At 62.3% G+C, this 15,933-nt stretch carries 16 protein-coding genes and 1 pseudogene; 13 read left to right on the plus strand and 4 right to left on the minus strand.

What is annotated here, in order from left to right:
• The first annotated feature begins 133 nt into the window (after positions 1 to 133).
• The gene (locus ABI213_RS04130) at positions 134 to 1,039 is read left to right on the plus strand and encodes a LysR family transcriptional regulator (RefSeq protein ID WP_348005749.1); all 906 of its coding nucleotides are present in this window, start codon (positions 134 to 136) and stop codon (positions 1,037 to 1,039) included.
• 67 nt (positions 1,040 to 1,106) lie between these two features.
• Here the strand turns inward: ABI213_RS04130 and mnmA are convergent, their stop codons facing one another.
• Entirely contained in the window at positions 1,107 to 2,216 is a 1,110-nt protein-coding gene (gene mnmA, locus ABI213_RS04135) for a tRNA 2-thiouridine(34) synthase MnmA (RefSeq protein WP_348005748.1), read from the minus strand.
• 127 nt (positions 2,217 to 2,343) lie between these two features.
• Here mnmA and ABI213_RS04140 point away from each other — a divergent pair, with 127 nt between their 5' ends.
• Complete coding sequence (locus ABI213_RS04140; protein WP_348005747.1) at positions 2,344 to 3,318, plus strand: 2-dehydropantoate 2-reductase; 975 nt, start codon at positions 2,344 to 2,346, stop codon at positions 3,316 to 3,318.
• Here ABI213_RS04140 and ABI213_RS04145 read toward each other — a convergent pair.
• Positions 3,315 to 3,764: an NUDIX hydrolase gene (locus ABI213_RS04145; protein WP_348005746.1), complete on the minus strand. Its 450-nt coding sequence runs from the start codon at positions 3,762 to 3,764 to the stop codon at positions 3,315 to 3,317. The two genes, ABI213_RS04140 and ABI213_RS04145, sit on opposite strands and share 4 nt — an antisense overlap.
• 195 nt (positions 3,765 to 3,959) lie before the next feature.
• On the opposite strand from ABI213_RS04145, the gene ABI213_RS04150 reads away from it, so the two are divergent.
• The 4 genes and pseudogenes from ABI213_RS04150 to ABI213_RS04165 all read left to right on the plus strand — a co-directional run bounded on the left by ABI213_RS04150 (position 3,960) and on the right by ABI213_RS04165 (position 9,530).
• Positions 3,960 to 5,573, plus strand: coding sequence for a Re/Si-specific NAD(P)(+) transhydrogenase subunit alpha (locus ABI213_RS04150; RefSeq protein WP_348005745.1), 1,614 nt, complete (start codon positions 3,960 to 3,962; stop codon positions 5,571 to 5,573).
• Between the two features lie 18 nt (positions 5,574 to 5,591).
• Positions 5,592 to 7,012 (plus strand): annotated as a pseudogene (pntB, locus tag ABI213_RS04155) (Re/Si-specific NAD(P)(+) transhydrogenase subunit beta).
• A gap of 104 nt (positions 7,013 to 7,116) precedes the next feature.
• Positions 7,117 to 8,793 carry a long-chain-fatty-acid--CoA ligase gene (locus tag ABI213_RS04160; RefSeq protein ID WP_348026189.1) on the plus strand — a complete coding sequence of 559 codons (1,677 nt, stop codon included), beginning with the start codon at positions 7,117 to 7,119 and terminating at the stop codon, positions 8,791 to 8,793.
• Positions 8,790 to 9,530 (plus strand): 5'-methylthioadenosine/adenosylhomocysteine nucleosidase, encoded by a 741-nt coding sequence (locus ABI213_RS04165; RefSeq protein WP_348005742.1) that lies wholly within the window; start codon positions 8,790 to 8,792, stop codon positions 9,528 to 9,530. Before ABI213_RS04160 ends, ABI213_RS04165 begins: the two co-directional genes overlap by 4 nt.
• A gap of 124 nt (positions 9,531 to 9,654) precedes the next feature.
• On the opposite strand, the gene corA is transcribed toward ABI213_RS04165, so the two are convergent.
• Positions 9,655 to 10,644, minus strand: coding sequence for a magnesium/cobalt transporter CorA (corA, locus tag ABI213_RS04170; RefSeq protein ID WP_348005741.1), 990 nt, complete (start codon positions 10,642 to 10,644; stop codon positions 9,655 to 9,657).
• 307 nt (positions 10,645 to 10,951) lie between these two features.
• Here corA and raiA point away from each other — a divergent pair, with 307 nt between their 5' ends.
• The 3 genes from raiA (at position 10,952) to hprK (ending at position 12,822) form a co-directional block, all read left to right on the plus strand.
• On the plus strand, positions 10,952 to 11,281 hold the full coding sequence (raiA, locus tag ABI213_RS04175) for a ribosome-associated translation inhibitor RaiA (protein ID WP_348005740.1): 330 nt from the start codon (positions 10,952 to 10,954) through the stop codon (positions 11,279 to 11,281).
• 102 nt (positions 11,282 to 11,383) lie between these two features.
• A complete protein-coding gene (locus ABI213_RS04180) occupies positions 11,384 to 11,851 on the plus strand; it encodes a PTS sugar transporter subunit IIA (protein WP_348005739.1) in 468 nt (155 codons plus the stop codon).
• A 20-nt stretch (positions 11,852 to 11,871) separates the two neighbouring features.
• On the plus strand, positions 11,872 to 12,822 hold the full coding sequence (hprK, locus tag ABI213_RS04185; protein ID WP_348005738.1) for an HPr(Ser) kinase/phosphatase: 951 nt from the start codon (positions 11,872 to 11,874) through the stop codon (positions 12,820 to 12,822).
• Between the two features lie 77 nt (positions 12,823 to 12,899).
• Here hprK and fur read toward each other — a convergent pair whose 3' ends face one another.
• Positions 12,900 to 13,316, minus strand: a complete 417-nt coding sequence (gene fur / locus ABI213_RS04190; RefSeq protein ID WP_348005737.1) for a ferric iron uptake transcriptional regulator — start codon at positions 13,314 to 13,316, stop codon at positions 12,900 to 12,902.
• A gap of 91 nt (positions 13,317 to 13,407) precedes the next feature.
• Here fur and ABI213_RS04195 point away from each other — a divergent pair, with 91 nt between their 5' ends.
• From ABI213_RS04195 to ABI213_RS04210, 4 genes are read left to right on the plus strand one after another with little or no spacing between them, the layout of a single operon-like run.
• Complete coding sequence (locus tag ABI213_RS04195; RefSeq protein ID WP_348005736.1) at positions 13,408 to 13,959, plus strand: outer membrane protein assembly factor BamE; 552 nt, start codon at positions 13,408 to 13,410, stop codon at positions 13,957 to 13,959.
• 9 nt (positions 13,960 to 13,968) lie between these two features.
• Entirely contained in the window at positions 13,969 to 14,811 is an 843-nt protein-coding gene (gene dapB / locus ABI213_RS04200) for a 4-hydroxy-tetrahydrodipicolinate reductase (RefSeq protein WP_348005735.1), read from the plus strand.
• Positions 14,812 to 14,815: 4 nt separating this feature from the next.
• Positions 14,816 to 15,454: a MotA/TolQ/ExbB proton channel family protein gene (locus ABI213_RS04205; protein WP_348005734.1), complete on the plus strand. Its 639-nt coding sequence runs from the start codon at positions 14,816 to 14,818 to the stop codon at positions 15,452 to 15,454.
• A gap of 1 nt (position 15,455) precedes the next feature.
• The gene (locus ABI213_RS04210) at positions 15,456 to 15,902 is read left to right on the plus strand and encodes a biopolymer transporter ExbD (protein ID WP_348005733.1); all 447 of its coding nucleotides are present in this window, start codon (positions 15,456 to 15,458) and stop codon (positions 15,900 to 15,902) included.
• The last annotated feature ends 31 nt before the right edge of the window (positions 15,903 to 15,933 follow it).

The raw sequence follows: 15,933 nt of genomic DNA on the forward strand, positions 1-15,933 counted from the left end.
GCGTCGGGGTGGTCGATTGGAAGGTTGTGGTGGTAGCCAATTGCTTTCATTGAAATGCCTTTTAATGGATGGTGGGCGACTGTAAAATGCCAACCTAAATTTGATAAGATCAAATAAAAACAATCACTTTCAAATGAAAATTGAAAATTTGACCGACCTGCAGGTGCTGGTGCACACCGCCCGCAGTGGTTCGTTGACCGGTGCCGCCGCCGTGCTGGGCATGACGCCCGCAGCGGCCAGCGCCACGCTGAAACGGCTGGAGGCGCAGCTGGGCACGCGCCTGTTTGAGCGCTCCACCCGCGCTATGCGCATCACGCCGCAGGGTCAAATCCTGCTGGACTACGCCAACCGCGCCTTCGAGCTGTTGGCCGAAGGCGAGTCGCAGGCCTCGGCAGACCGGGCCGCGCTCGTCGGCACACTGCGTGTAGCCGCGCCCTCAGACCTGGCGCGCACAACGCTGCTGCCGTGGTTCAGCGAGTTTTTGCAGCACAACCCAGGTGTGCATCTGACGCTAAGCGTCAGCGACCGGCCGCTAGACGTACTGCGCGACGAGGTGGACCTGGCCATACGCTACGGCCCGCTGCCCGATTCACGTCTGGTAGCGCGTACCTTGGCCCAGGCCAAGCCGGTGTTGAGCGCCTCGCCCGACTATCTACGCCGCCACCCTGCACCGCAGACGCCGCAGGACTTGTTGCAGCACAACTGCCTGACCTTTGACCGCAGCGGCAGGCGGCACCGCCTGTGGCGCTTTGCGCAAAAGGGCCAATGGACCGAGGTGCGCGTCAACGGCGACCGCAGCGTGGACGATGCTTCGCTGGTGCGCGAATGGGCGGTAGCCGGCGCTGGCGTCTTGTTCAAGTCGGCCATAGACCAGCGCCACGAGCTGGCCAGCGGCGCCCTGGTGCCTATGTTGACCGACTGGGATACAGAGCCGTACCCTCTGCACGCCTTGCTGCCCAGCGGGCGCTTTATACCCACGCGGGTGCGTGCGCTAGTCGATTTTCTGGCCGTGAAGTTCGATGCTCTGGCTACCGTCTAGCTGTAGATGAAAAAGGCCTGTGGCGCAGAAAATTAGCGCGCTAGCAGCTACATAAAAAAATAGCACATCAAGGCCCGGCGCAAATCACCCCGCCCCCCAAACACACGTCGCCGTCGTACACCACGGCCGATTGCCCAGGTGTCACGGCCCATTGCGCATCGGGGAAGTCCAGGCGAAACCCGCTTGCGGCATCTGCCAGCGTGCAGGCCGCATCCGCCTGCCGATACCGGCTCTTGGCGGCGTAGGCCCCTGGCGTGGGCGCGTGGCCCGCGACCCAGCTTACGTCGTCGGCCACCAGGGTGTGCGACTGCAGCCAGGGGTGATCGTGGCCTTGCACCACCCACAGGGTGTTGCGCTCCATGTCCTTGCGGGCCACAAACCAGGGCGCGTGTTCGCCGCCGCCGCGCTGCGCGCCTTTTTCTTTGATGCCGCCGATGCCCAGGCCTTGGCGCTGGCCCAGGGTGTAGAAGCTCAGGCCCACGTGCTGGCCCAGCACCCGGCCTTTTTCGTCCTTGATGGGGCCGGGCTCTTTGGCGATGTAGCGGTTCAGGAAGTCGCGGAACGGCCGCTCGCCGATAAAGCAGATACCGGTGGAGTCCTTTTTGGCCGCATTCGGCAGGGCCATTTCGGCGGCGATGCGGCGCACCTCGGTTTTGTGCAGTTCGCCCACCGGGAACAGGGTTTTGCTCAGCTGTGCCTGGTTCAGGCGGTGCAAGAAGTAGCTTTGGTCCTTGCTCGGGTCCAGGCCCTTCAACAGCTGGAACTGGCCAGCGACTTGGCGCACGCGAGCGTAGTGGCCGGTGGCGATCTTCTCGGCACCCAGGCGGATGGCGTGGTCCAAAAAGGCCTTGAACTTGATCTCGGCGTTGCACAAGATGTCCGGATTAGGCGTGCGGCCGGCTTGGTATTCGCGCAGGAATTCGGCAAACACCCGGTCTTTGTACTCGGCGGCAAAGTTGACGTGCTCGATCTCGATGCCGATCACATCGGCCACGGCGGCGGCGTCCACGAAGTCGATGTTGCTGGAGCAGTATTCGCTGTCGTCGTCATCCTCCCAGTTTTTCATGAAGATGCCGATGACCTCATAGCCCTGTTTTTTCAGCAGATAGGCGCTGACGGCCGAATCCACTCCGCCGCTCAACCCGACCACGACCCGTTGTTTGCTGTGTGTTCCCATCCCCCGATTGTAAAAACATGGGTCTGGCCCTGCCTTGCACCCCGACAGAAGGCTAGACTGGCCAAGGCCATTGACTTAAATACGATAGCGCCTTGTGCAGGTGCTGATTGCTTGGGAGGGCTTTTTGATGAAAATTTGTATCTACGGAGCGGGCGCCATCGGCGGCTGGATCGGGGCGCGGTTGGCGGCTCTGGGAGAGCCCGTGAGCGTAGTGGCGCGCGGTGCCACGCTGGCCGCCTTGCAAACCCATGGCTTGCGGCTGCACCACGCCGAGGGGGTGCTGCAGGTGCCGGTGCAGGCGGCCGAGAACGCCGCCGCGCTGGGCGTGCAGGACCTGGTGGTAGTGGCGGTCAAGGCCCCGGCCATGGCTGCAGTAGCGCGCGGCATCGCCCCCTTGCTGGGGCCGCACACCATGGTGCTGACGGCGATGAACGGCGTGCCGTGGTGGTTCTTCCAGGGTTTTGGCGGGGCCTACCAGGGCACGCCGCTGAAGGCGGTAGATGCCACCGGCGAGATTGCGGCGGCCATCCCGGCCCGCCACGTCATCGGCTGCGTGGTGCACGCCAGCTGCGCACTGTGCGCCCCGGGCGAGGTGCAACACCATTTCGGCAATAAGCTGATCCTGGGCGAACCCGCCGGGGGCTCTAGCGAACGGCTGGAGGATCTGGCCGCCTTGCTGACCCGTGCGGGCCTGGAGGTGGTGGTGTCGGCGCAGATCCAGCAAGACACCTGGTTCAAGCTCTGGGGCAATATGACGGTGAACCCGGTCAGCGCCCTGACCGGGGCCACCACCGACCTGATTTTGGAAGACCCGCTGGTGCGCGACTTCATCTCGCGCGTGATGCTGGAGGCCAAGGAGATCGGTGCGCGCATCGGCCTCCCGATTGACCAGCAGCCGCAAGACCGCCATGCGGTGACGCGCAAACTGGGGGCGTTCAAAACCTCCATGCTGCAGGACGTGGAAGCGGGCAAGCCGGTCGAGCTAGATGCGCTGGTGACAGTGGTGCAGGAACTGGGCGTGCTGACCGGGGTGGCCACACCCTTTACCGACGCGCTGCTGGGCTTGGCGCGGCTGCAGGCCCGGGTGCGCGGCTTGTATTAACCGGGGGCGGTGTAGACCAGATCCATGGGAAACCGCCGCCCGGCCAGATAGTCCTCCACGCAGCGCAGCAGCATCGGGCTGCGGTGCCGGTGGCTGCTGGCGCGGATTTCGGCGGGGCTCATCCACAGGGTGCGTTGGATGCCGTGGTCTAACTTGCGCTCGGGGTGGAAGTCGCCCAGCGTGCCGCAAAAGGCAAAGCGCAGGTAGGTGGTGCCGCCCAGGGCGGCCTGGTACACGCCCACCAGCGCGGTGGGGGTAAAGGTGTGGGCGGTTTCCTCTAGCGTTTCGCGGACGCAGGCCTCGGCCAGAGTTTCGCCGCGATCCAGGTGCCCGGCGGGGTTGTTCAGGCGCAGTCCGTCAGCCGTTTCCTCTTCCACCAAGAGAAAACGACCGTCCCGTTCTATCACGGCGGCGACAGTGGCATGGGGTTTCCAGCGGGTATCCATGTCGCATTATCCAAGGGAAATAAAGCGGGACGGCGGGGAAAGAGGCTCGCTGCGCCCATTTGCGGCAAACCCGGTTTGATAGGGCGGTTGGCTGCGGAAATTCAGTTAAGCTGTCCAGCGCCGACCGTTCGCCGGGCAATTTTTGTTGCGTGTGGGTGTTGGACTATTGCAAATATTTAGCTGAGGAGTTGCTGCATGCAAACGGGTGTTACTACTGGAACGGCGCAACGCATTGGCGTACCGCGCGAGACTTTCCCCGGCGAAAAGCGCGTGGCCACCGTGCCCGAGGTGGTGGAGAAACTCATCAAGCTGGGCTTTGCCGTATCGGTCGAGTCGGGCGCGGGTGAGCAGGCCAACTTCAGCGATGACAGCTACCGCGCAGTCGGCGCACAGATCGTGGACGGTGCCGCCGCGTTGTGGCTGGCCTCCGACATCGTGTTCAAGGTGCGTGGACCCAGTGCCGACGAAGTTGGCCTGATGCGCCCGGGCAGCACGCTGATCAGCTTCATCTGGCCTGCACAAAATCCCGAACTGATGCAACAGCTCGCGGCCAAACAGGTCACGGTTCTGGCCATCGACGCCCTGCCCCGCATGCTGAGCCGCGCCCAGAAGATGGACGCATTGACATCGCAGGCCGGTGTCACCGGCTACCGCGCCGTCATCGAGGCCGCCAACGCTTTCGGCCGCTTCTTCAACGGCCAGATCACGGCGGCAGGCAAGGTGCCGCCGGCCAAGGTCTTCATCGCCGGTGCTGGCGTGGCCGGACTGGCTGCGATCGGTACTGCGGCGGGTCTGGGCGCCATCGTGCGCGCCAACGACACCCGTGCGGAAGTGGCTGACCAGGTCACGTCACTGGGTGGCGAATTTGTGAAAGTCGAGTACGAGGAGGAAGGCGGCGGTGGCGGTGGTGGCGGCTACGCCAAAGTGATGAGCGAGGGCTTCCAGCAAGCCCAGCGCGAGATGTACGCCAAGCAGGCGCGGGAGGTGGACATCATCATCACCACCGCGCTGATCCCCGGCAAACCGGCGCCCAAGCTGATCACCGCCGAGATGGTGCGCTCTATGAAGCCCGGTAGCGTCATCGTGGACATGGCGGCCGAGCAGGGCGGCAACTGCGAGTTGACCGAACCCGGCCAGTCCGTCGTCAAGCACGGCGTGACCATCGTGGGCTACACCGATCTGGCCTCGCGCCTGTCCAAGCAGTCGTCCACGCTCTACGCAACCAATCTGTTTCGATTGACCGAAGAGCTGTGCAAGACCAAGGACGGCATCATCAACGTCAACATGGAAGACGATGCCATCCGCGGCCTGACGGTTGTCAAGGACGGCAGCATCACCTGGCCGGCACCGGCACCCAAGTTGCCAGCCGCACCGGCGGTGGCCAAACCCACTACGGCACCCGCTGCCAAGAAGGCGCACGGCCATGGGGCTCCGTCTGAACCCATGGCCGGCAACAAGCTGGCCATCGTGTTCGGCGTGGCGGCCGCGCTGTTCTGGCTGATAGGGGCCAGCGCGCCTAAAGAGTTCTTGTCGCATTTCACGGTCTTCGTGCTGGCCTGCTTTGTGGGCTACATGGTGGTGTGGAACGTCAAGCCGGCGCTGCACACGCCCCTGATGAGCGTGACCAACGCCATCAGCAGCATCATTGCCATCGGCGCGCTGGTGCAGATTTCTCCGATTGCGGGTGCGGTCGACCGGCCGGACGACTGGATACGCTGGGTGGCCACGGCGGGCATTGTGCTCACGGCCATCAACATGTTCGGCGGCTTTGCCGTCACCCAGCGCATGCTGGCCATGTTCCGCAAATAAGAAAAGAGAAGAACATCCATGTCTACCAGTTTGGCTACGGTCTCCTATATCGGGGCCACGATTCTTTTCATCTTGAGCTTGGGCGGTTTGTCCAACCAGGAAACCTCCCGGCGCGGCAACTTCTACGGCATGCTCGGCATGGCGATTGCGGTGCTGGCGACGGTGTTCGGCCCCCAAGTCAATGGGGCCACCAGCTACGCCTGGATCGTCGGGGCCATGCTGGTGGGCGGTGCCATTGGCCTGTACGCGGCCCGCACCGTGCAAATGACGCAGATGCCCGAGTTGGTGGCGCTGATGCACAGCATGGTTGGCCTGGCCGCCATTCTGGTGGGGGTTGCCACCTTCATTGACCCGGAGGCTTCCAAGAGCTTTGTCGGCGCGGCCAAGTCCATCCACGAGATGGAGATCTACATCGGCATCTTCATCGGTGCCATCACCTTCTCCGGCTCCATCATCGCGTTCGGGAAATTGTCGGGCCGCATAGGGGGCAATCCCTTGTTGCTGCCAGGGCGGCACTGGATGAATCTGACCGGGCTGCTGCTGGTGATTTATTTTGGCCGCGAGTTTCTCAACGCCCATTCCATCCACGATGCCATGACGCCGCTGATCGTGATGACGGTGATCGCGCTGCTGTTTGGCATGCACATGGTCATGGCCATTGGCGGTGCGGACATGCCGGTGGTGGTGTCTATGCTGAACAGCTATTCAGGTAGGCGGCGGCGGCCACCGGCTTTATGCTGTCCAACGACTTGCTGATTGTGATTGGTGCCTTGGTGGGCTCCAGTGGTGCCATCCTCTCGTACATCATGTGCAACGCGATGAACCGCAGTTTTATCAGCGTGATTGCCGGCGGCTTCGGCACCACCAGTGCCAAGCCGAAGGCGACCGGTGGCGCGGCAGAACCGGCTGGCGAAGTCACGCCTGTCAATGCTGTCGAGACGGCAGAGCTATTGCGCGAAGCCAAGAACGTGGTCATTGTTCCGGGCTACGGCATGGCGGTGGCGCAGGCCCAGCACACGGTGTTTGAGATCACCAAGTTCTTGCGTGAAAAGGGCGTGAATGTGCGGTTCGGCATCCATCCGGTTGCGGGCCGCATGCCGGGCCACATGAATGTGCTACTGGCCGAGGCCAAGGTGCCGTACGACATCGTGTTTGAAATGGATGAGTTGAACGACGATTTCCCCACCACCGACGTGGCCATGGTGATTGGTGCCAACGACATCGTCAACCCCGCCGCGCAGGACGATCCGGGCAGCCCCATTGCCGGCATGCCGGTGCTGGAAGTCTGGAAGGCCAAGACCTCCATCGTCATGAAGCGCAGCATGGCTTCGGGCTACGCGGGCGTGGACAACCCCCTGTTCTACAAAGACAACAACCGCATGCTGTTTGGCGACGCCAAGAAAATGTTGGATGAGGTGTTGACCGCGCTGAGAGCTTGATGGCGCAGCCCATCTAGGGAAAAACACCCGTCAGATCGCGAGTGCCGCCCCCAGGCATTCGCGGGCAGAATATCCGCAGCTCTTTACCGTTGGAATAGGCAAGCATGACAGACCGCATTTGGCTCACCAGCTACCCCCCCGGCGTACCCGCCGACATCGACCCGTCGCGCTACGCATCGCTGCAGGCCCTGCTGGAGGAAAGTTTTCAGAAGTACGCCGACCGCACCGCCTACAGCTTCATGGGCAAGAACCTCAGCTATGGCGAAACCGACATCCTGAGCCGCCAGTTTGCCGCTTATTTGCAAAGCCTGGGCCTGGCCAAGGGCGACCGCGTGGCGGTGATGATGCCCAATGTGCCGCAGTACCCGGTGGCCGTGGCCGCCTTGCTACGGGCCGGGCTGGTGCTGGTCAACGTGAACCCGCTGTACACCCCGCGCGAGCTGGAGCACCAGTTGAAAGACTCCGGGGCCAAGGCCATCGTGATCCTGGAAAACTTTGCCGCCACGCTGCAGCAATGCCTGGGCAGCACCCCCGTCAAGCACATCGTTCTGTGCGCCATGGGCGACCAGCTCGGGTTGCTCAAGGGCGCGCTGGTCAACTACGTGGTGCGCAAGGTCAAAAAGCTGGTGCCGCCTTTCCAGTTGCCGGGCGCCGTGCGCTTCAACACGGCGCTGGCGCAGGGCCGACGCAGCGTGTTCACCCCCGTGCCGGTGCAGCCGGACGATATCGCCGTGTTGCAGTACACCGGCGGCACCACCGGCGTGTCCAAAGGGGCCGTGCTGTTACACCGCAACGTGATTGCCAACGTGCTGCAGTCCGAGGCCTGGAACCAGCCGGTGATGGACAAGGTGCCTCAGGGTGAGCAGCCCACCAGCGTCTGCGCGCTGCCGCTGTACCACATCTTCGCGTTTACCGTGGGCATGATGCTGTCGATGCGCACCGGCGGCAAGCTGATCATGATCCCCAATCCACGCGACCTGAAGGCGGTGCTCAAAGAGCTGTCCCAGCACCGCATCCACAGCCTGCCCGCGGTCAACACCTTGTTCAACGGCCTGGCCAACCACCCCGATTTCAAAACCGTGGACTGGAGCCACCTGAAGGTGTCCATCGGCGGCGGTATGGCGGTGCAGGCTGCCGTGGCCAAGCTTTGGCTGGAAAAAACCGGCTGCCCGATTTGCGAGGGCTACGGTCTGAGCGAAACCTCGCCCACCGCCAGTTGCAACCCGCCCACGCGCAGCGACTACACCGGCACCATCGGCGTGCCGCTGTCCAGCACCTATTTCAAACTGCTGGACGACGCGGGTGCCGAGGTGCCCATGGGCCAGCCCGGCGAAATCGCCATCAAGGGCCCGCAGGTGATGGCCGGATACTGGCAGCGCCCCGACGAGACCGCCCAGGCCATGACTGCCGATGGTTACTTCAAAACCGGCGACATAGGCACCATGGACGCGCTGGGCTATTTCAAAATTGTGGACCGCAAGAAAGACATGGTGCTGGTCAGCGGCTTCAATGTGTACCCCAACGAGGTGGAAGACGTGGTGGCCGCAATGCCCGGCGTGCTGGAATGCGCCTGCGTGGGTGTGCCGGACGAGAAGACCGGTGAAGCCGTCAAAGTGGTCATCGTCAAGAAGGACCCGGCCTTGACCGAAGCCGAGGTGCGCGCCTACTGCAAGGCCAACCTCACCGGCTACAAGCAGCCCCGCGTGGTCGAGTTCCGCGCGGAGCTGCCGAAAACCCCGGTCGGCAAAATCCTGCGCCGCGAACTGCGTACCAAGGCATGACCCTGGCCATCCTCAGCGCTCTGGCCGAGGAACAGCAGGGCATCTTTGAGCAGTTGGATCAGCCCCAACGCGTGCAGCACGCTGGGCGAAGCTTCGGTCTGGGGCGGTGGCACGGCCAGCCGGTGGTGCTGGCGCTGTCGCGCATCGGTAAGGTGGCGGCGGCCACCACGGCCACGACCCTGATTGAGAGATTTGGCGTGCAGCGCATCGTCTTTACCGGTGTCGCTGGCGGTGTGGGCGCGGGTGTGCAGGTGGGTGATGTGGTTGTGGCCAGCGAGTATTTGCAGCACGATATGCATGCCGAGCCACTGTTTCCTGCTTTCGAGGTGCCGCTGTATGGCCGCGCACGGTTTGCTTGCGACAACGCGCTGACTGCTATTCTTTTGGAAGCTGCTCGTGCAGGTGTCACCTCCGCTGGAGGCCTTTTTCCTTTAAATCCTGCACCGCAGGTGCACCAGGGCTTGGTCGCTAGCGGTGACCTGTTTGTGTCCTCCGCGGCCCAGTCGCAGGCCTTGTTGGCGGCGCTGAACGCCAGCGGCCACGAAGCCCTGGCGGTGGAAATGGAGGGCGCCGCTGTGGCACAGGTCTGCCACGACTACGGCGTGCCTTTCGCCGCCATGCGCACCATCTCCGATCGCGCCGACGACAGTGCACACGTGGACTTTCCCGAGTTCGTTCGCACCGTGGCCAGCCGCTATGCGCAGGCCATTCTTACGGAGTTCGTCCAGCGGTTGTGACCACCCCGGGTGTCAAGGTCAGAAAGGATCTTTCCAGGGACACCGTGGGACCGGCTTTGCTGGACCGCTGGTGTTGCCCCCCTGCAAGGGGGAGCCGCAGCGAAGCTGAGGCATGAGGGGGTGTCTAAGATAACCAGCCACGCTTGTAGAAGTACCACATCGGCACCAGTGCACTGGCGACCATCAGTGCCACGGTATAGGGGTAGCTCCAGGCGCCCAGAAACTCCAATTCGGGGAATTTCAGGTTCATGCCGTAGACGCTGGCCACCAGGGTGGGTGGCAGCAGCGCCACGCTGGCCACCGAGAAGATCTTGATAATCTTGTTCTGGTTGATGTTGATGAAACCGACCGTGGCGTCCATCAAGAAGTTGATCTTGTCGAACAGGAAGGCGGTGTGCGAGTCCAGCGAATCGATGTCGCGGTGGATCTGGCGGGCCTCTTCGAACTGCTCGGCGTTGAGCATCTTGCTGCGCATCATGAAGCTCAGGGCGCGGCGGGTGTCCATCATGTTGCGGCGGATGCGGCCGTTCAAATCCTCGTGGCGAGCGATGGAGCCCAGCACTTCACCGGCCAGCGCGTCGGTCATATTGCCCGCGAGTACCCGGCGGCTGACCTTTTCCAGATCCACGTAGATGTCTTCCAGCGTGTCGGCCGAATATTCGGCATCGGCATCGAAAAGTTTGAGTAAAACTTCTTTCGCATCTTCAATCAGTCCGGGTGCCCGGCGCGCGCGCATGCGCAGCAGGCGGAACACCGGCACGTCTTCGTCGTGGATGGAGAACAGTACGCCCCGGCTTTTCAGCTCGGCGTTGTGCTGGTTCAGGATAAAGGCGACGCGCACGGTGCGCGGGTCGGACTCGTCGGCCACCAAGAAGTCACTGCGGATGTGCAGTTCGCCGTTGTCTTCTTCGTAAAAACGGGCGGATTCTTCAATATCTTCGTCCATCGCGTCTTCGGGGATGGACAGGCCGTAATACTGTTTGATCCAGCGTTTCTCTTCTGGCGTGGGCGATTCCAGGTCCACCCAGATCGGCTGGAAGCGGGACAGCTCCTCTAGCGACTCGATCTCTTCTTGAAACAATCGGCCGTTGGCGAGCGAAAAAATATTCAGCATGGGGGCTCCCTGGAATGGATGGGCTTGGACGGGGGAATGTGGGGCTTGGCTTTCAGCCCCCGTGCGGCGCAGGGAGGTGAAAGCTAGCGACTAGGGGCGCTTTCCATGGCGGTTTCTCGGATGTAACAGAGGTGCGAATTATGGCACTGCCGCCCGCGCTCTATACAGGTGGGGCTCAGGCTTTTGACGGTTGGTTACACGGGGTAACACCCAGTCCAAATGCCCGCCAAAGGGTTGCGCTCAAGGCGTAACGGGCGCATAGTTAATTTACTTTCAACGGTGAAAGTAATGCCTTAGGAGGAACTACATGAACTTGACGATCAGCGGACACCATCTGGATGTGACCCCCGCCTTGCGTACCTATGTGACCACCAAGCTGGACCGAATAACCCGCCATTTCGACCAGTTGGTAGATGTGAAGGTACTGTTGACGATTGAAAAGCAAAAGGAAAAGCAAGGCCGACAACGGGCCGAATGCAACATCCATGTCAAAGGCAATGACATGTTCGCCGAAAGCTCCCACTCGGATTTGTACGCCGCAGTAGACGAATTGGTCGACAAGCTGGACCGCCAGGTGGTCCGCCACAAAGACCGCGTTCAAGACCACCACCACGAAGCGCCCAAGCGCCTGATGTAAGCCCCGCGCTTGCGCGCCCACAGCAAAAGCCGCCGCTCTACTCGGCGGCTTTTTTGTTGGGGTAAACCTACAGCCTAGCGCACGTGCATAATTCGCCTCTCTATGAACCGCCTCGCCTCCATCCTGCCCTCCGCTCAAGTGCTCGTGAGCGTCGATGCGTCCAGCAAAAAACGTGCTTTTGAAGAAGCCGGTTTGCTGTTTGAAAACCTGCATGGCCTGAGCCGGGCCCTCATTACCGACAGCCTGTTCGCCCGCGAACGCTTGGGCTCTACCGGTTTGGGGCACGGGGTGGCGATTCCGCATGGCCGTATCAAGGGACTGAAAGCGCCCATGGCTGCTGTGGTGCAGTTGGCGCAGTCGATCGGATTCGATGCGCCGGACGAGCTGCCGGTGGGCTTGCTAATCTTTTTGCTGGTGCCCGAAGCGGCGACCCAAAAACACTTGGAAATCCTGTCGGAAATCGCCGAGCTGCTCAGCGATGCGCCGCTGCGTGAAAAAATCAAAACTGCAGCCGATGCCGAGGTCTTGCACGGCTTGATCTGCGGCTGGCAGTCCGCCCAGTCGGCCTAGTTTCCAGGGCCTAGACCGCTTTGAAGCCCACCGTCGTCAGTGCCGACGTTCTGTTCGAGGCCTTCCGCTCCCTGCTGCGCTGGGAATGGGTGGCGGGCCTAGGTGCTTCCGAGCGGCGTTTTGACGAGGTGGCGGTGCGGGCCGCGCGCTCGGGTGCCGATCTGGTCGGGTATCTCAACTATATCCATCCCTACCGTGTGCAGATCATGGGCGAGCGCGAAATCGCCTACCTGACCAGCGCCACCCCAGAAGACTGCGCCCGCCGCATCGCCCGCATCGTGACGCTGGAGCCGCCCGCACTGATCATGGCCGACGGCCAAACCGCTCCCGACGCGCTGCTGTCAATGTGCGAACGGGCGCAGATTCCGATGTTTGCCACGCAGGATTCGTCGGCCTTTGTGATCGACGTGCTGCGCGCCTATTTGTCCAAGCATTTTGCCGACCGTACCTCGATGCACGGCGTGTTCATGGACATTCTGGGCCTGGGCGTGATGATCACCGGTGAATCCGGCCTGGGCAAAAGCGAGCTGGGCCTGGAATTGATTTCCCGCGGCAACGGCTTGGTGGCCGACGACGCGGTGGACCTGTACCGCATCAACCAGACCACCATCGAAGGCCGCTGCCCCGAGCTATTGCAAAACCTGCTGGAAGTGCGCGGTATTGGCTTGCTGGACATCCGCGGCATTTTTGGCGAGACCGCGGTGCGCCGCAAGATGCGCCTCAAGCTGATCGTACATCTGGTGCGCAAGGAAACCATGGAGCGCGAGTACGAGCGCCTGCCCTACGAACCGCTGACCCAGGATGTGCTGGGCGTGCCGGTGCGCAAGGTCATCATCCAGGTGGTGGCCGGCCGCAACATCGCCGTACTGGTAGAAGCCGCCGTGCGCAACACCATCCTGCAGCTGCGTGGCATCGATACGTACCAAGAGTTTGTCGAGCGCCACCGCAAAGCGATGGAAGCCACGGAGTAAGTCAGCTTCTGATTTGATAGCGCCTTGCGCAGGTGCAATAAGCGCTAGCAGCCTAAAAGACTATAAGCGCCTGGGGTTTACTTCGCCGAACAGTCGGCACACAGGCCGTACAAAGACATGGCGTGGTCGTGCACCGTCCAGCCCATCGTCTTGGCCACAATTTGCTGGCGCTGTTCGATTTCGGCATCAAAAAACTCTTCTACCTTGCCGCAGGACGTGCAGACAAAGTGGTCGTGGTGGCGGCCTTCGTTCAGCTCGTACACCGACTTGCCCGATTCAAAATGGCTGCGCGACAAAATCCCGGCCTGCTCAAACTGCGTCAGCACCCGGTACACCGTGGCCAGGCCGATGTCGGAGTGCTCCAGCAGCAGCACCCGGAACACGTCTTCGGCCGTCATATGGCGCAGTTCACCGGTTTGGAAAATCTCCAAAATTTTCAGGCGGGGCAGGGTGGCTTTCAGTCCGGTGTTCTTGAGTTCGTCGATATTGGCCATGGTGGCAGGTCTTTCTGGAGTCGGTGGGAGCGGAAGAACGTTCTAGGGCTGCCAGTACAATCCAGGGATCATATCGCCTGAGTCTCACCCTATGTTTGAACCCTCTTTGCGCGGCACTCTGACCGCCCTGGCCCTTGCGGCATGCGCGGCTCTTGGGGCCTGCAGCAGCATTGACAACAGCACCCGCAACTTCGTGGGTTCGCTGGCCCCGTACAAGATGGAAGTGGTGCAAGGCAACTTCGTTTCCAAAGAGCAGGTGGATGCGCTCAAGCCCGGTATGGCGCGCGAACAGGTGAAGGATATTTTGGGCACCTCGCTGCTGCAAGACGTGTTCCATGCCGACCGCTGGGACTACGTGTTCACCATGCGCCGCCAAGGCACCGAGCCGCAGGCGCGCAAGTTCACCGTGTTTTTCAAGGGTGACGTGATGGACCACGTTGAGGGCGACACCATGCCCAGCGAGAGCGAATTCGTCGGCCTGCTGGCCAAGTCGCACCCCGTCAAGTCCGTACCGCTGCTGGAAGCCAGCGAAGACCGCCTGAAGTCCTTCGCGGCTCCGGTGGCTCCGCCTGCCACGGCGGCGGCCGCTGCGGCGGTGCCCGTCACGGCCTACCCGCCGCTTGAAGCCCCTTCTGCCCAATAGGTTCTGGCCATGACAGACACATCTTCTCCCTTGGGCGCAGCCACGCCTGTGGTGCATGCCGTGGCCGTGGCCGGTGCATCCGGCCGTATGGGCCACATGCTGATTGAAGCCATCCGCGATGCCGACGACTGCGTGCTGGCCGGTGCGCTGGACCTGGCCAGCAGCCCCCAGATCGGTGCCGATGCCGCGGCCTTCCTGGGCCACAGCACCGGGGTCGCTATCACCGCCGACCTGCGTGACGGCCTGAAAAATGCCAAGGTGCTGATCGACTTCACCCGTCCCGAAGGCACGATGGCGCATCTGCGCATGTGCCGCAGCCTGGGTGTGAATGCCGTGGTCGGCACCACCGGCTTCAACGACGCAGAAAAGACCGAGATCGCCGAGATCGCCCAGCACATCGCCATCATGATGGCCCCCAATATGAGCGTGGGCGTCAACGTCACCCTCAAGCTGCTGGAGATGGCCGCCAAAGCGATGTCCACCGGCTACGACATTGAAATCGTCGAAGCCCACCACCGCCACAAGATCGACGCGCCCTCGGGTACCGCGCTGAAAATGGGCGAAGTCATCGCCGAAGCCATGGGCCGCGACCTGAAGGAATGTGCCGTCTACGAGCGCTACGGCATCACCGGTGAACGCGACCCGTCCAGCATCGGCTTTGCCACCATCCGCGGTGGCGACATCGTGGGCGACCACACCGTGCTCTTTGCGGGTACCGGCGAGCGCATCGAGATCAGCCACAAGTCGTCCAGTCGCGCCACCTACGCCCAGGGCAGCCTGCGTGCCGTGCGCTTTCTGGCCAACAAGCGCACAGGCCTGTTCGACATGTTCGACGTGTTGGGACTGAAGTAAATCTATGGACCTCCAGCAGGTGCTGACCCAGGGCGACTTCGTCAGCCGTGCGGTCGCGCTACTGCTGTTGGCCATGTCGGTGGCCAGCTGGGTGGTGATTGTGTGGAAGGGCTGGATGCTGCGCCGCGCCCGCACCGACGTGGCCCGCAGTACTGCGGCGTTTTGGCAAGCCCCTAGCGTGGCAGAAGCCCAGCAGCGTTTGACATCTTTTGACCCGTTGGCGCTGGTTCTGCCTTTGGTTCTAGCTACAAAAATAGAAGCGCCTGGTACTTTGGCTGCCGCGGGCGACCGCTCCCAGCAGCTCACCCGTGTGTTGCGCAACGCCCTGCATGCCGTGCTGCACAAGCTGCAGTTCGGCCAGGTGATGCTGGCCACGGTGGGCTCCACTGCGCCGTTTGTGGGCTTGTTGGGTACGGTTTGGGGCATTTACCACGCGCTGGGCGCAATTGCGGCATCGGGCCAGATGAGTATCGACAAAGTGGCTGGCCCGGTCGGCGAGTCGCTAGTGATGACTGCCGCAGGCCTGGCTGTCGCCATTCCGGCCGTGCTGGCCTACAACGTCTATGGCCGCCTGATCGGCAGCATTGAAGCCGACCTGGAAGGCTTTGCCCGCGATTTGCGCGAACTTTTGTCGGTGCAATAGCATGGCCTTCGGTCGCCTTGAACGCACCAAGGCTTCCCAGCCCATGAGCGACATCAACATGACCCCGTTGGTCGATGTGATGCTGGTGCTGGTGGTAATCTTCATCCTCACCGCGCCCCTGCTGTCCAGCTCCATCCAGCTGGACTTGCCCAAGACCGATGCCGCCAAGTCCCCAAGCGCGCCCCAGTTCGTTACCCTGGTGGTGGACAAAGCCGGACATACCTTCCTGAACGACCAGCCGGTGACGGCGGCCGAACTGGCCACTCAGCTCAGCCTGGCCGCCGACCAAAACCCCGACACCGAGGTGCAATTGCGCGCCGACACCACCGTGCCCTATGGTCGCGTGGTCGAGGTGATGGGCGTGGCGCAGAAGGCCGGGCTGAACAAGATCGGCTTTGTGGCCCAGCCGCCCACCGCTGCCGCCACGACCACGCCAGTCACACCCTAAAATCAGTCTGTTGCGGCCTTTTGCGCCGCCC

It is taken from the genome of Rhodoferax sp. (genome assembly GCF_039922535.1).
Taxonomy (GTDB): Bacteria; Pseudomonadota; Gammaproteobacteria; order Burkholderiales; family Burkholderiaceae_C; genus Rhodoferax_B.